We start from the raw sequence: 13,604 nt of genomic DNA, 5'->3' as shown, positions 1-13,604 counted from the left end.
GCCACCCGCTACGACAAACTCGCCATCGTTTACCGCGGCGGAGCAGTCCTAAGGGCCATCACACTTTGGCTACCGCATTTATCAGACACGGCCTAGCCCAGCGTCGCGTCGACGTACACGATGTTCGGGAATATGGTGCGCAGCAATGGGTTCGGCGGCTCCAAGTTGAGCCGTGCGTACAGTGCCTCGTTCTCCTCGGTGACCACCGACCATCCGTGTTCGGCCAGCCAGTCCGCCGCCATTTGACGTTCTTCGGCGTAGACGAGCGATTCCATATCCAGATCCAGTGTGTCTCCGGCAAATTGACGAGTCAGCTCGCGTGCCTTGGAAAAATCGGCGGTCTCCAGGCCGGGCACCTGCTCACACACGAGGCGGCTACCCGGCGCGCTGAGCTCGGTGATCGACGCGAACAACCGATCCTGTGCCTCCGGCGGCAGGTAGATCAGCAGTCCCTCGGCAGACCACACCGTCGGCTGCCCGGGGTCGAAGCCGGCCGCCTTCAAGGCCGATGGCCAGTCGTCGCGCAGGTCGATCGCTACAGTCCGGCGCTCGGCGCTGGGCGACGCTCCCAGTGCTGCCAGGTTGTCGGTCTTGAACGCGATCACATCTGGCTGATCGAGCTCGTACACCGTGGTGCCCGCCGGCCAATTCAGGCGGTAGGCCCGGGTGTCGAGTCCGGACGCCAGGATGATGGCCTGGCGCACTCCGGCCGCCGTGGCGGACTCGAAGGCGGTGTCGTAATACCAGGTGCGACTTGCCATTCCGTTGGCCATGCCGTCCACGGTGATGCCCAGCTGTACCAAACCGGCCATCTGCTCGGGGTCGAAATCACCCGAGGCCAGCTTGGCGAAGTACTCGATGCCGACGGCGCGCACCAGCGGCTCCGCGTAGGGATCGTTGATCAGCGCATTGGGTACGCGACTGGCCAGCGCTCGTTGGGCTGCCACCATCGTCGCCGTCGCCCCGACGCTCGAGGCCAGGTCCCAGCTGTCGTCATCGGTCCGCGTCATCGAGGCTCCTTAGAGGTTGTCGGGGTGCCCCGACCATAGTGCGCCGCGCTCCGGGATTGCGCACCCCGGGCCCGTGGCCTGCGCAAATTCGGTTGCGTGCGCCCGGGATCGAGGGGTTTGCTGTTCCGGCACAGTGGGCGGCCGAGAGATCAGGAGGTGAACGTGGCCGATACAGCGGTGCGGCCATGTGCGGCCGCGACACCGGGCAGCGTGATGAAGCTGCACCGGCATTCCGTGATGCTCGACGGAAGGTCCTACACGATCATCACGCTGCGCGCCGAGGCCGATGTGCGCTTCTCCACCAACCGGTTTCATGAAACTTGGCACGTGTTATCCGATGAGCCCGGCGCCAAGACGCTGGCACGGCTGCTGTGGGGGCTGGCCTATCAGCGGCAACCCGGCACGCTGGTGCTCATCGACCGGGCGCATCTGGATCCGAATCCGTTCGATGCCGAGCCCGCGGACCCGATTGTGCTGCTGCCGTCGCATCTGACCGTGCTCACCCGGCAGGCGGCCAGGGCGTTGCGTCGGCGGCCGCCGACCACGCCCGACGGAACCGTGCGCTGGCGCACCCATGGACTCGACAGCCGGGCCGCTGAGTTCCGGGCGTGGCGGCAGCTGCCCGCCGGGCAACGGGAGTACCCATACACGCCGGCACCGACCGGGTGGGAGAGCGCCGGACGGATGGGTGGAGTGCTGGTGTTGGCGGGCGGGCCGCAGACATTGCGGCAGTGGGCCACCTACGCCGAACTGATGCGCATCACGGAGCCATGGCACACGGACTACGAGTATCTGGCCGACCGCGACGGCGAGATTCAGATCTTCCTGAACTATCGCCGTGAGGTCGCCATCGCGAAACAGGCACGAGCCGACGTTCTGTCGGCGCCGCATCCGGCCGATATCGAACAACTGCGAGAACGCATTTGGCAGCGAGCCGCGCAGATTCGGTCTCGCCACACGGGAAATACCGGTGAACGTTCGGTGACCAGCCCCGAATCACGGACGCGCGGTGGTAATTTCGGCCGGTGAATGCCATGAGGTGGATTGCTGCCGTCGTATTGTCTGTTGCGGCATGCAATGTGGGTACTCCCGCCGCGTCCGCGGCGCCGGGATGCCGCCAGCTGGACCCCACCTTGCCCTGGTACGGCGAGGTCAGGGAACGGCTACAGGCCGCGATCGACGCCAACAGCACCTGCACCGGGACCTGGAAGCGTCCCACCAAGGCGATCGCGCTCTTCGACTGGGACAACACCGAAGTCAAGAACGACATCTCCGATGCGACCCTGGCCTGGATGCTGCGGCACGACAAGATCCGCCAACCCGGGGACTGGCACTCCACCAGCCGTCACATCAACGAGGTGGCGGCCACCGCGCTGCGTGAGGCATGTGGCACCGCAACCCCCGCCGGCCGGCCGCTGCCCACCTCGACCAACGCGGCATGCGCCGACGAGATCCTGGCGATCCGCGAAGGCAAGACCCATGACGAACAGGAAGCCTTCACCGGATACAACCAGCGCTGGAGCAATGGCGCGTACGTGTGGACAGTCGCACTGACGGCCGGCTACACCGCCGACGAGGTCGCGCAATTCGCGCAGGCGGCCAAGCGCGAGAACCTGGATGCCCCGATCGGAGCCACTCAGACCATCGGCACCACCACCGTGCCGGGGTATGTGCGGGTCTATCCGCAGATCAAGGACCTCATTGCCACCTTGCAGGCCCATGGCGTCAGTACCTGGGTGATCTCGGCGTCCTCGGAGGTGGTGGCCAAGGTGTGGTCACCGGAAATCGGGATTCCGACAAATCAGGTGATCGGAGTGCGCAGCGTCTATGACGCCAACGGAAGGCAGACACCGCACGTCAAGGGGTGCGGCGGACAACCCGATGGTGCCGACACGGTGATCACCTACGTCGACGGCAAACGCTGCTGGGCCAACCAGGTGGTCTTCGGTGTGCAGGGCCCCGCCGCCTTCGAGCCCTACGACGTCAACAAACGGCAGATTCTTGCCGCAGGCGACTCGACCACCGATGTCACCTTCGTCGACGACGCCACCGCCGCCCACCTCGTCATCAACCGGAACAAGACCGAACTCATGTGCCGGGCCTATGACAACGCCGACGGCAAATGGTTGATCAATCCGATGTTCATCGACCCCTATCCGCAGCGTATGGAGCCGTACCTGTGCGCGACAGACGGCCGGACCAACCCGGATGGCAGTACGGGGCCGCTGCTGCGTACCGATGGCACCGTCATCCCCGACCAGAAGGACACCGTCTTCTCCACCGGTATGTAGCGAACTGTTAGTCTCGTATCCGGCCCGGGCGCGCCCTGACGGCCGCCGAAACGGTTACCCAACGCTGGGATCACCAGCTGATTCATCTAGCAGATCACATGGCGAGCTGCAGGATGCGCAGGAGGATGTGTGCTTTCCGCTTTTGTCTCTGCTCTCAGGACAGCTGACCTGAGGCGGAAGATCCTCTTCACGATCGGGATCGTGATCATTTATCGGCTGGGCGCGACCCTGCCGTCTCCCGGCGTGAACTACGCCAACGTCAAGTACTGCGTCGAACAGGTCAGCAGTGGCGACTCGGCGCAGATCTACTCGCTGATTAACCTCTTCTCGGGTGGCGCGCTGCTGCAGCTGTCGGTTTTCGCGGTCGGCGTCATGCCGTACATCACCGCCAGCATCATCGTTCAGCTGCTCACCGTGGTCATTCCCCGGTTCGAGCAGCTGCGCAAGGAAGGCCAGTCCGGCCAGGCGAAGATGACGCAGTACACGCGCTACCTGTCGGTCGCGCTGGCGCTGCTGCAGTCCACCTCGATCGTCGCGCTCGGTGCCAGCGGAAACCTGCTGCAGGGCTGTGACCGCAAGGACGAGATCGTCTCGGACCAGTCGATCTTCTCGCTGAGCGTGATGGTTCTGGTGATGACTGCCGGATCCACCCTGGTGATGTGGCTCGGTGAGATGGTCACCGAACGCGGAGTGGGCAACGGTATGTCGCTGCTGATCTTCGCCGGCATCGCGGCCCGGATCCCTGCCGAGGGCAAGACCATCCTCGACAGCCGCGGTGGTGTCACCTTCGCCGCCGTCTGTGTGGCTGCGCTGCTCATCGTGGTCGGTGTCGTGTTCGTCGAACAGGGCCAGCGCCGCATTCCCGTCCAGTACGCCAAGCGCATGGTCGGTCGGCGCATGTACGGCGGTACTTCCACCTACTTGCCGCTGAAGGTCAACCAGGCCGGTGTTATCCCGGTCATCTTCGCCTCCTCGCTGCTGTACATCCCGGGTCTGATCACTCAGCTCGTGCGCAGCGGTGGGAAGGACAAGACCGGCTGGTGGGATCGATTCGTCAGCACCTACCTGACCGATCCCAGCAACTACTGGTACATCGCGATCTACTTCACGCTGATCGTGTTCTTCACGTTCTTCTACGTGTCGATCACCTTCAACCCCGACGAGCGTGCCGACGAGATGAACAAGTTCGGTGGCTTCATCCCCGGTATTCGCCCCGGCCGTGCGACCGCTGACTACCTGCGCTACGTGCTCAACCGCATCACGTGGCCGGGCTCGATCTACCTGGGTGTCATCGCGATCCTGCCGAACCTATTCCTGCAGATCGGGAACTCCGGTGGTATGCAGAACCTGCCGTTTGGTGGAACTGCGGTACTGATCATGATCGGCGTCGGCCTCGATACCGTGAAGCAGATCGAAAGCCAGTTGATGCAGCGTAACTACGAAGGGTTCCTGAAGTGAGAGTGGTGTTACTCGGCCCGCCCGGGGCAGGCAAAGGCACGCAGGCGCAACTGATTTCGGAGAAGTTCGGCATTCCGCAGATCTCCACCGGAGACCTTTTCCGGTCGAATATCAGCGAAGGCACCGAGCTGGGGATCCAGGCCAAGCAGTACCTGGACGCCGGCGACTTGGTGCCCAGCGAGGTCACCAACAAGATGGTCGAAGCGCGCCTCGACGAGGCCGACGCCGCCGACGGCTTCATCCTCGACGGGTTCCCGCGCACCGTGGATCAGGCTGATGCGCTGGCCGCGATGGAAGAGGCTCGCGGGGTCAAGATCGACGCCGTGCTGGAGTTCCGGGTGCCGGTGGAAGAGCTGGTGCAGCGGCTGCTGGGCCGCGGCCGCGCCGACGACACCGAGGACATCATCCGCAACCGGCTCAACGTGTACCGCGCCGAGACCGCACCGCTGCTGGAGTACTACCAGAGCGTGCTGCAGACCATTGATGCCGTTGGCACCGTGGACGAAGTGTTCGCGCGGACATCGCAGGCTCTGGGCCGGTAGCGGCGAGTCGGTAGTGGGTCGTTAGTGGGTCTCTTCGGCCGCAAGAAGACGGTGGAGCAGCGCACCGCCGGAGAGCTCGATGCCATGGCCGCCGCGGGCGCCATCGTGGGGGCCGCATTGGTCGCCGTGCGTGACGCCGCGAAGCCGGGCATTTCGACGCTGGAGCTGGATCAGGTCGCCGAGTCGGTGATCCGGGACGCCGGCGCGGTGCCGTCGTTCCTGGGTTATCACGGCTTCCCAGCCTCGATCTGCTCCTCGGTCAATGATCAGGTGGTCCACGGAATACCTTCGGCGACAGCGGTCTTGGCCGACGGTGACCTGGTCTCCATCGACTGTGGCGCGATCCTGGACGGCTGGCACGGGGATTCCGCATGGACCTTTGCGGTGGGCACGGTCATCCCTGTCGACGAGGCGCTGTCGGAAGCCACTCGCCTGTCCATGGAGGCCGGTATCGCGGCGATGATTCCGGGAAACCGGCTGACTGACGTGTCCCACGCCATCGAGCTGGGCACCCGGGCGGCCGAGAAGCAGTTCGACCGGGCATTCGGAATCGTGGATGGCTACGGCGGCCACGGTATCGGTCGCTCGATGCATCTTGACCCGTTCCTGCCCAATGAGGGAGCCCCCGGCAAGGGTCCACTCCTCGCGGTGGGGTCGGTGCTCGCCATTGAACCGATGCTCACGCTGGGCACCACTCAGACCCGGGTGCTGGCCGACGATTGGACCGTGGTCACCACCGACGGATCGCGGGCCGCGCACTGGGAGCACACGGTGGCCGTCACCGAGGACGGCCCCCGCATCCTGACGCTGCGCCCGTAGCTACTTGCCCTTGATGGACGCCGTGCGCTCCGTGCTGAAGACGGCCACGCAGGCGATCGAGTGGTCACCCTGCGCCCACGAACGTTTGGTCGGGTAGAGGTAGGTGATCTCGACCCCGTCGTCCTCGAATGCGCTGGGGGAGTAGCTTTCCAGCGCGGTGCTGCAGCCCTCATTACCCTTCTCGTCCAGTACGGACTGTGGGGGCACGGAGCTCCCGGACAGCGGCAACAGTGCGTACACCTCTGCCTTGTGCGGCTGCGCACACGGAATCGCGTTGGTTGTCGTGTAGAAGTCTTTGTCGCCCAGATCGGCCACGCAGTCGCCTACGCGCAATTGGGTGACATCCATATCGCCGGACTGGGTGACGTGTCCGGAATCGTCACGCTTGGGCTTGTCGTTGATGCCCGCCGCGATCACGACAATCGACGCGATCACCCACAGGGAGCCGAGCGCAATGCCCGCGATGGCTAACCCGCGGCCGTTCTGACCGGTTCGCTTGATCTGGTTCAGGCCCAGGATGCCGAAGATGATGCCCAGGATTCCGCCGAGGCAAGGGATGATGCCGAAGATCAGCGCCGTGATGGCAAATCCATTGGTGCTCCGTGCACTTTCCACGGGGGGATAGGCGCCCGCCGCGGGATAACCGTAGGGCGCCGATGGGTATCCCGGAGGTGGCGGTGGGTACCCACCCGCCGGGTTCGCCGGGGGATAGGGCGGATAAGGCTCGGCACCCGCAGGCCCTGCCGGGGGAACGGGTGGATATCCGCCCGTTGGGGGTGGCCCGACCGGCGGGTACCCGGGGCCTGTCGGAGTCGGATACGGCGGAAACTCCGGTGGCCCGGGATCCGAGGGCGGCGGCCCCGAAGGCGGTTGCGTCATGTACGGACTTTAGCAAACACGCGGTGGCGTGGGAAGATTCGCCGATCAGCCGGAAAGGTTCGCCAGGAAGGCCTGCACCTCGGATGCGACAGGAAGCAGACCTGACTCCTGGGCATCGATTAATGATGGTGCAGCACTGTCCTTTTCGGAGACAACTAGCGAAAGCTCGGTGCCGTCGGGTCGGCTGGTCGGCCATTGGATCGCGATCGTGGGATCCAGCGGATTGATGCCATGTTCGCGGCCCGGGGCATACCCGGCGGAGCACAGGTAGACCACCGTCGAGGCGTCCTCGAGAGCGAGGAACCCGTGGCCGACACCCTCGGGCACGTAGACCGCCCGGCGGTCTCGAGGGTCGAGCAGCACAGCGTCCCACGCGCCGAATGTCGGTGAACCAATACGGATATCGACCACTACGTCATATACGGAGCCGGTCAGGCAGGTGACGTATTTGGCTTGCCCGGGTGGCACGTCGGCGAAGTGGATCCCGCGCAGCGAACCGGCCGCCGATACCGAGCAGTTGGCCTGCTGTAGATCGAACGGGTGGCCGATGGCCTCGGCAAGCGCTGCGCCCTTGAACAATTCGAGGAACACTCCACGGCTGTCGTGATGCTGTACCGGAGTGATCTCGAAGGCGCCGGGCACCGATAACTCACGAATCTGCACGTCACTGCCCCTGTTTCGCGTAGCGGGCTTCCACACCATCCTTGATGGGACGCCACCAATCCTCGTTGTCCTGATACCACGAGATTGTCTCGGCCAGCCCGCTGGTGAAGTCGAGATGTTTTGGCGTCCAGCCCAATTCATCTCGCAGCGGGGTGGGATCAATGGCGTAACGCAGGTCGTGGCCCGCGCGGTCGGCGACGTGATCGAAGTCGTCCGGCGACTTGCCCATGAGTTCCAGAATGGTGCGCAACACCGACAGGTTGTCCCGTTCTCCGTCAGCCCCGATGAGATAGGTGCGTCCGATGGCGCCGTCCTCGATGATGCGCCACACCGCACTGTTGTGATCATCGACGTGGATCCAGTCCCGGACGTTCGCCCCGGCCCCGTATAGGCGCGGACGGCGGCCCGTCAGGATGTTGGTGATCTGCCGTGGAATGAACTTCTCCACATGCTGATACGGCCCGTAGTTGTTGGAACAGTTGGAGATCGTCGCGCGCACTCCAAAGGATCTCATCCAGGCGCGCACCAGCAGATCCGCTGAGGCCTTGGTCGCCGAGTACGGGCTCGACGGGTTGTATGGAGTGGTGTCGGTGAACCGATTCGGGTCATCGAGCTCGAGATCGCCGAACACCTCGTCGGTGGAGATGTGGTGCAGCCGCACATCATGGCGGCGCACTGCTTCCAGCAATGTGTAGGTGCCAATGATGTTGCTGTGCAAGAACGGTGACGGGTCCGCGAGCGAGTTGTCGTTGTGCGTCTCTGCGGCGAAATGCACCACCACATCGTGGGCGGAGACCAGTCGATCCACTGTCTCGGCATCGCAGATATCGCCCTGTACCAGCTCGACCGACGCGGTGACCGGAGTCAACGACTCGCGGGTACCGGCGTAAGTCAGCGCGTCGAGAACGGTCACCGAGACATCGGGGCGCTCACGGACGGTCGCATGTACGAAGTTGGCTCCGATGAAACCGGCGCCGCCGGTCACCAAGATTCGCATGCACTAACCCTAGTGGGGGATTACCGAAGCGTGTCCGCCAACGAGGTCAATGTGTCGACCAGCCCCTTATCGCCCAGGACCTGAATGAGTACCTGGTTCGCGCCGGCGTCGAGGTGTTCGTGCAATCGTGCGGCGATTTCCTCGGCCGTTCCGTGCGCCACTACGGCGTCGATGAAGGCGTCACTTCCCGGCGAGGTGACGTCCTCGTCGCTGAAACCAAGTCTCTTCCAGTTGTTTACGTAGTTGCTCAACTGAAGATAGAAGTCGACGGTGCGGCGGCCGATCTCGCGTGCGCTCTGGGCGTCGGTGCTGAGCACCACCTTGTGCTCGGGAATGAGCAGTGCGTCCGGGCCGATGATCTGCCGGGCTTCCCGGGTGTGCTCGGGCGTCGTCAGATAGGGGTGTGCGCCCGCGGCGCGATCGGCCGAGAGCCTGAGCACCTTGGGGCCGAGCGCGGCCAATGCCCGGCGCTGCTTGGGTACGCCCGCGGCATCCAGCCCGTCGAGGTACTCGACAAGGGCGTCGTACGGCTTGCGGTACTCGGCCGAGGCCTCCGGATGCCCGGCACCCACTCCCAGGAGGAACCGCCCCGGATAGGCGGCCTCGATCCGGTGGAACGAAGCCGCTATCTCGTCGACGGGAGAGGTCCAGATGTTCACGATGCCGCTGGCGACCGTGAGATTCTCGGTCGCCTCCAGCAGCGGCTCTACGTACGCGAGATCCGAGGTGAATACACCCCCGATCCACACCGATCCGTAGCCGAGATCCTCGATGGCCTTGGCCTGCTCCGGGGTGACCGGGCCGCCCTTCCATATCCCGTACTTGGTGAGGTTCGATTCGCCCATGCTGCGTCCCAACTTCGCAGGAGGTGTCGCTATTCCTCCACCGATTCTTCCGGGTGCGCCGCGGGTGCCGGGGCAGCGGGCGTGGATTCCTTGGCCTGCTGTGTGCGGTTCAATAGCTCCGGCACATCGATACCCGAAACCTTGAGGCTTTCAATCACTTTGGCCATTGCCTGCGGACTCACCCCGAAAAGAGTGCCCAGCGCGTCCTGAGCGTCACCGGAGCCCCCGATGATGGACAGCCTTTCAATCTCGCCGATCGGTTTCGACGCGGCCTCCGTCGCCTGCACCACCGACGCCAGGATGTCCGGCAAGGTCAACAGCCGGGCGGCCTCTGGCGTGTAGGCGTTGAGTGCGGCGGCGACCTCCTTCTTACCGTCGGCCTCGGCTAACAGCTTGGCCTTGACGCCGTCGGCCTCAGCGATCAGCTTGGCCTTCGTGCCGTCGGCTTCGGCGATCAGCTTGGCCTTGGTGCCGTCGGCGGCCGCCTGCTGTTCGATGCGGTAGGCGTCGGCAGCTGCCTTGCGGGCGTCGGCTTCGGCGGAACCCTTCTGCCGCTCGGCCTCGGCATCGGCCTGCGCCTTCAGGATCGCGGCCTGCCGGCTACCTTCGGCGATCGCGATATCGGCCTGACGACGTGCCTCGGCCGGGGCGATGACGTCGGCCTGCAACGCGGCCTGGGCCTGCTCGGTGCGACGCTGCTCCACCTCGGTACGGGCCTGCACACGCGCGGCCTCCGCCTGCTCGCGGGCGATACCGACATCTTTTTCGGCGCGGGCCTGGGCGAGCGGACCGGCCTGGTCCGCCTGAGCGTTCTCCGCCTCCGTCTGCGCGCGCAGCCGGGCCAGTTCCACATCGCGCTTCTGGGTCGCGGTGGCGATGGCGGTATCGGCTTCGGCCTGTGCGATGGCACCCGCCTGGCGGGCCTGCGCGGATTGGATCTGCGCGTCCCGTTCGGCTTCGGCGGTGCCGACCGTCGCATCGCGGCGGACCTCGGCGATCCGGCGCTGGCCGAGCGATTCCAGGTACCCGTTGCGGTCGGAGATGCCCGCGATCTTCAGGACGTCGACCTCCATGCCGATGCGGGCGAGGTCACCGCCTGCCTCCTCGACGACGCTGCGTGCCAGCGAGTCACGGTTGGAGTTCAGGTCCTCGACGGTCATGGTGGCGGTGATGCCGCGCAGGCTACCGGCCAGGATCTCGTTGATCTGGCGCTGCAACTCCGAGAGGTCGGAGGTCAGGAAGCGTTGCACCGCGGTCTGCACTGCCTCGTCGTTGGAACCGATGCGCACCAGCCCGACGGCCTCGACGTTAACGGGAACACCGTTGTTGGACAACGCATTCTGCAGGTTGATGTTCACGTTGAACGGTTCGAGCGACATGATGTCCACCCGCTCGATGCCGGGCATCTTGAACCGCGCGCCACCGCGCACCACCTTGGGCTGGCCACGGCCCGTGAACACCGCGACCTCATTCGGCGGCACCTTGACGTAGTTGCGCACGTAGACCAGCGGCAGCGCTACGAAGAGCACCAGCGCCGCGATGGCGATGATGACGATGATCAGAAGTGAGCTCATGCGGGGTCCTTACAGGTTTGGTTTGGAATGCCAACGACGTGCAGGTATTCGTGGTCCACGTCAGCGATGTAGACCGCGGCGTTCTTGGCCAGTCCGTCGGGCTCGTCGGTGATCGCGCGCGAGCGCACCCGGTTGCCATCGGCATCGGTGAACGCGACTTCGCCCCAGCCGCCGCCGGATGGCACCTCCAGGGTGATGGTGCCGAGCCGTCCGATATAGGACGCGCGCCCCGAATGCGAGTTCGCCTGCTGGCGCCGCAGGTACGTCAAGAAAAGTTGCAGGATCGACACCAGCGCAACCGCGCACACGGCTGCGATGATTGCTGTCGGCAGCGTTGCGATGCCCAGGGCCGAGCCGATGAATCCACCGGCGCCCGCGCCGGTCAGGGCGGCGGAGACCGAGGTCAGGCTCAGAAACGGCATCCCGTCGCCATGGCCGATGTCGGTAAGCAGCAGAGCCGAGAGCACGGCGACTCCACCGACCACGAAGGCCGCCAGATATCCGACTGTCAGACCGTCCACTCGACCCCCCTCCCCGTTGCCGACGGCGATGTTCGCCACTACCGACATAGGTACCACGTATCCGCCCCGCTGGCTATGTGTTGCCGGGCTGAACAGGCGCTCGCGTGCCCTGGCGCGGTACCGTCAGTGGGTGGCTCACCTCGCGGCAGTGTCGACGGACGCGCATCGGGACATCACCGATGACGCCGTCGTGATCGTCGGCGGCGGTCCCGTGGGGTTGCTGGCTGCCACGCTTTTGGCGCGCCGGGGAATTCGCGTTGTTGTGCTGGAGGCGGCCGGCTCGAAAGATCGCCAGCGCCACCGGAACTGTGCGACGTTCGTCGGACACTCGACATTGCGGCGATACGACCGGGTGGCACCCGAGTTGGGTGCCCGTCTGCGCCGGTCCGCGCTCGCGGTCCATGGCGTCCAGACCTTCTACCAGGGCCGCCCGGTGTTCGTCATGTCCTCGTATGCCCCCTCGCGGATGCCCGGTCCGTGGAACCCCGCGGCATGGGGAATGAGCTTGTCGCAGCGCACCATTGAAGAAGAGAGCCTGGCCGAGGCGCTGAATTTGGGCGTGGAGTACCACTGCGGGATTGCCGTCACCGACATCAGCACCGACCACACCGGCGCTCGGTTGACGCTTTCCAGCGGCGATCGGCTGCGCGCGAGCTACGTCATCGCCGCCGACGGTTCTAGGTCGGCCATTCGGCAGGCGCTGGGCATCGGCATGTCCGAGCGCCCGCCGTCGCCCCCTTCTGCGGTGATCGACGTCGAACCGCACCCGGACGGTGTCACGCTCGATCTGCCGGTGCAGATCCAGTACCACCATCCCGATCTGGGCGGACGTCACGCCATCCGGCTGCCCTACCCGGACGGTCTGCGCCTTGACGTTCAGTTCCTGCCCCACGATGAGGCCACGCCGTCGACCGAACTGGTGCGTTCCTGGGTCACGGCGCTCACCGGTGATACCTGGTACGCCGACCACATCAGATCGGTCGAGGTGCATCAGACCGTGCAGGGCGTGGCCAGCAGCTACACCGACGTGAACCGTCGGGTGCTGCTCGCGGGTGAGGCCGCCCATCAGTTCGCCCCGCTGGGGGGCCGCAGTCTCAACTCGGGAGTGGCCGACGCTGCCGCGGCCGCCGAGGCCATTGCGGAGGCGCTGGGGGAGCCCAGCGATCTCGCCGCCGCCTGGCTGGCGATCAACCGCAGCGCTCGCGAGCGGCGACGCTCGGGTGTGCGTAACCGGATACTGTCCGTGCGGGCGCAGCGAGTCCTGGATGGTTCGGACGTATCGATGCGGGCCAGGCGGACGATGGCCGCCAAATCCGCACCCCATATCTGGATCGCCGGCGCTTGGCTGACGGCGGGTCTGGTGCGACCCACGGCGATTCCGCATATCAGCAGGTCGGGAGTCACCTGGTCGTAAGACCCCCGGGCGGTTCTGACGGCCCGTTCGCCGGTTTGGTTTGGGGGCGTTACGCGGGTATCCTTGACCAACGGTGCGGCTTACGTGCCGACTGTCTGCGTGCCCTGTCCTGGATTTTCCTGTCACCGGCTCACGTTCGAGGTCGGTGAGTGTTGCCGTGTCATGCCGGCGATAGCCGGAGCAGGCAATAAGAATCGCGGAGGATATGGCTAAGAAAGACGGAGCCATCGAGGTCGAGGGCCGGGTGGTCGAACCCCTGCCCAATGCGATGTTTCGCATTGAGCTGGAGAACGGACACAAGGTACTTGCCCACATCAGCGGCAAGATGCGGCAGCACTACATCCGCATCCTGCCTGAGGACAGAGTGGTAGTGGAGTTGTCTCCCTATGACCTGTCCCGCGGTCGGATCGTTTACCGGTACAAGTAACGACAAGAACAGGATTGGGAACGTGAAGGTCAACCCGAGCGTCAAGCCGATCTGCGACAAGTGCCGCGTCATTCGCCGGCACGGGCGCGTCATGGTGATCTGCCAGGACCCCCGCCACAAGCAGAGGCAAGGCTAGTCAGAACGTCCGCAAGGACCTAGCTGAC

General features: G+C 65.1%; 15 protein-coding genes. 8 read left to right on the top strand and 7 right to left on the bottom strand.

Features of this window, described 5'->3' with window-relative positions; translation table 11 throughout:
• Nucleotides 1–92 precede the first annotated feature (92 nt).
• Nucleotides 93–1,010 (bottom strand): class I SAM-dependent methyltransferase, encoded by a 918-nt coding sequence (locus AOT83_RS25550; RefSeq protein WP_057966432.1) that lies wholly within the window; start codon nt 1,008–1,010, stop codon nt 93–95.
• A 162-nt stretch (nt 1,011–1,172) separates the two neighbouring features.
• Between AOT83_RS25550 and AOT83_RS25545 the strand changes: the two genes are divergently transcribed.
• The 5 genes from AOT83_RS25545 to map all read left to right on the top strand — a co-directional run bounded on the left by AOT83_RS25545 (nt 1,173) and on the right by map (nt 6,120).
• Nucleotides 1,173–2,039, top strand: a complete 867-nt coding sequence (locus AOT83_RS25545; RefSeq protein ID WP_057966435.1) for a hypothetical protein — start codon at nt 1,173–1,175, stop codon at nt 2,037–2,039.
• A gap of 5 nt (nt 2,040–2,044) precedes the next feature.
• On the top strand, nt 2,045–3,301 hold the full coding sequence (locus AOT83_RS25540; RefSeq protein ID WP_057966431.1) for a haloacid dehalogenase-like hydrolase: 1,257 nt from the start codon (nt 2,045–2,047) through the stop codon (nt 3,299–3,301).
• Nucleotides 3,302–3,430: 129 nt separating this feature from the next.
• Nucleotides 3,431–4,759, top strand: a complete 1,329-nt coding sequence (secY, locus tag AOT83_RS25535) for a preprotein translocase subunit SecY (RefSeq protein WP_030096726.1) — start codon at nt 3,431–3,433, stop codon at nt 4,757–4,759.
• Nucleotides 4,756–5,301 (top strand): adenylate kinase, encoded by a 546-nt coding sequence (locus AOT83_RS25530; RefSeq protein WP_030096727.1) that lies wholly within the window; start codon nt 4,756–4,758, stop codon nt 5,299–5,301. Before secY ends, AOT83_RS25530 begins: the two co-directional genes overlap by 4 nt.
• Before the next feature lie 24 nt (nt 5,302–5,325).
• Complete coding sequence (map, locus tag AOT83_RS25525; protein WP_030096728.1) at nt 5,326–6,120, top strand: type I methionyl aminopeptidase; 795 nt, start codon at nt 5,326–5,328, stop codon at nt 6,118–6,120.
• Here the strand turns inward: map and AOT83_RS25520 are convergent, their stop codons facing one another.
• The 6 genes from AOT83_RS25520 to AOT83_RS25495 are packed head-to-tail and all read right to left on the bottom strand — an operon-like array spanning nt 6,121 to nt 11,599.
• The gene (locus AOT83_RS25520; protein WP_057966430.1) at nt 6,121–6,999 is read right to left on the bottom strand and encodes a DUF4190 domain-containing protein; all 879 of its coding nucleotides are present in this window, start codon (nt 6,997–6,999) and stop codon (nt 6,121–6,123) included.
• 45 nt (nt 7,000–7,044) lie between these two features.
• Nucleotides 7,045–7,662: a dTDP-4-dehydrorhamnose 3,5-epimerase gene (gene rfbC, locus AOT83_RS25515; protein WP_057966429.1), complete on the bottom strand. Its 618-nt coding sequence runs from the start codon at nt 7,660–7,662 to the stop codon at nt 7,045–7,047.
• A gap of 1 nt (nt 7,663) precedes the next feature.
• The gene (gene rfbB, locus AOT83_RS25510; protein WP_057966428.1) at nt 7,664–8,659 is read right to left on the bottom strand and encodes a dTDP-glucose 4,6-dehydratase; all 996 of its coding nucleotides are present in this window, start codon (nt 8,657–8,659) and stop codon (nt 7,664–7,666) included.
• A gap of 20 nt (nt 8,660–8,679) precedes the next feature.
• Nucleotides 8,680–9,504, bottom strand: coding sequence for an LLM class F420-dependent oxidoreductase (locus tag AOT83_RS25505; RefSeq protein WP_057966427.1), 825 nt, complete (start codon nt 9,502–9,504; stop codon nt 8,680–8,682).
• 29 nt (nt 9,505–9,533) lie between these two features.
• Complete coding sequence (locus tag AOT83_RS25500) at nt 9,534–11,078, bottom strand: flotillin family protein (RefSeq protein WP_057966426.1); 1,545 nt, start codon at nt 11,076–11,078, stop codon at nt 9,534–9,536.
• Complete coding sequence (locus tag AOT83_RS25495) at nt 11,075–11,599, bottom strand: hypothetical protein (RefSeq protein WP_057966434.1); 525 nt, start codon at nt 11,597–11,599, stop codon at nt 11,075–11,077. Before AOT83_RS25495 ends, AOT83_RS25500 begins: the two co-directional genes overlap by 4 nt.
• A 130-nt stretch (nt 11,600–11,729) precedes the next feature.
• Here AOT83_RS25495 and AOT83_RS25490 point away from each other — a divergent pair, with 130 nt between their 5' ends.
• The 3 genes from AOT83_RS25490 to rpmJ all read left to right on the top strand — a co-directional run bounded on the left by AOT83_RS25490 (nt 11,730) and on the right by rpmJ (nt 13,576).
• Entirely contained in the window at nt 11,730–13,013 is a 1,284-nt protein-coding gene (locus AOT83_RS25490; RefSeq protein ID WP_057966433.1) for an NAD(P)/FAD-dependent oxidoreductase, read from the top strand.
• Nucleotides 13,014–13,218: 205 nt separating this feature from the next.
• Nucleotides 13,219–13,440 (top strand): translation initiation factor IF-1, encoded by a 222-nt coding sequence (infA, locus tag AOT83_RS27160; RefSeq protein WP_003418601.1) that lies wholly within the window; start codon nt 13,219–13,221, stop codon nt 13,438–13,440.
• Between the two features lie 22 nt (nt 13,441–13,462).
• Nucleotides 13,463–13,576, top strand: coding sequence for a 50S ribosomal protein L36 (gene rpmJ, locus AOT83_RS27155; protein ID WP_003886927.1), 114 nt, complete (start codon nt 13,463–13,465; stop codon nt 13,574–13,576).
• Nucleotides 13,577–13,604: the final 28 nt, after the last annotated feature.

Source organism: Mycobacteroides sp. H001 (genome assembly GCF_001440005.1).
GTDB classification, from domain to species: domain Bacteria; phylum Actinomycetota; class Actinomycetes; order Mycobacteriales; family Mycobacteriaceae; genus Mycobacterium; species Mycobacterium gwanakae.
This window is presented reverse-complemented; position numbering and strand designations above follow the sequence as displayed.

Bases quoted from the DNA above. Each gene is read 5' to 3' on its own strand.
- AOT83_RS25500 (WP_057966426.1), bottom strand. From the start codon at position 11,078: ATGAGCTCACTTCTGATCATCGTCATCATCGCCATCGCGGCGCTGGTG.
- AOT83_RS25520 (WP_057966430.1), bottom strand. From the start codon at position 6,999: ATGACGCAACCGCCTTCGGGGCCGCCGCCCTCGGATCCCGGGCCACCG.
- rfbB (WP_057966428.1), bottom strand. From the start codon at position 8,659: ATGCGAATCTTGGTGACCGGCGGCGCCGGTTTCATCGGAGCCAACTTC.
- AOT83_RS25550 (WP_057966432.1), bottom strand. From the start codon at position 1,010: ATGACGCGGACCGATGACGACAGCTGGGACCTGGCCTCGAGCGTCGGG.
- AOT83_RS25505 (WP_057966427.1), bottom strand. From the start codon at position 9,504: ATGGGCGAATCGAACCTCACCAAGTACGGGATATGGAAGGGCGGCCCG.
- AOT83_RS25540 (WP_057966431.1), top strand. From the start codon at position 2,045: ATGAGGTGGATTGCTGCCGTCGTATTGTCTGTTGCGGCATGCAATGTG.
- infA (WP_003418601.1), top strand. From the start codon at position 13,219: ATGGCTAAGAAAGACGGAGCCATCGAGGTCGAGGGCCGGGTGGTCGAA.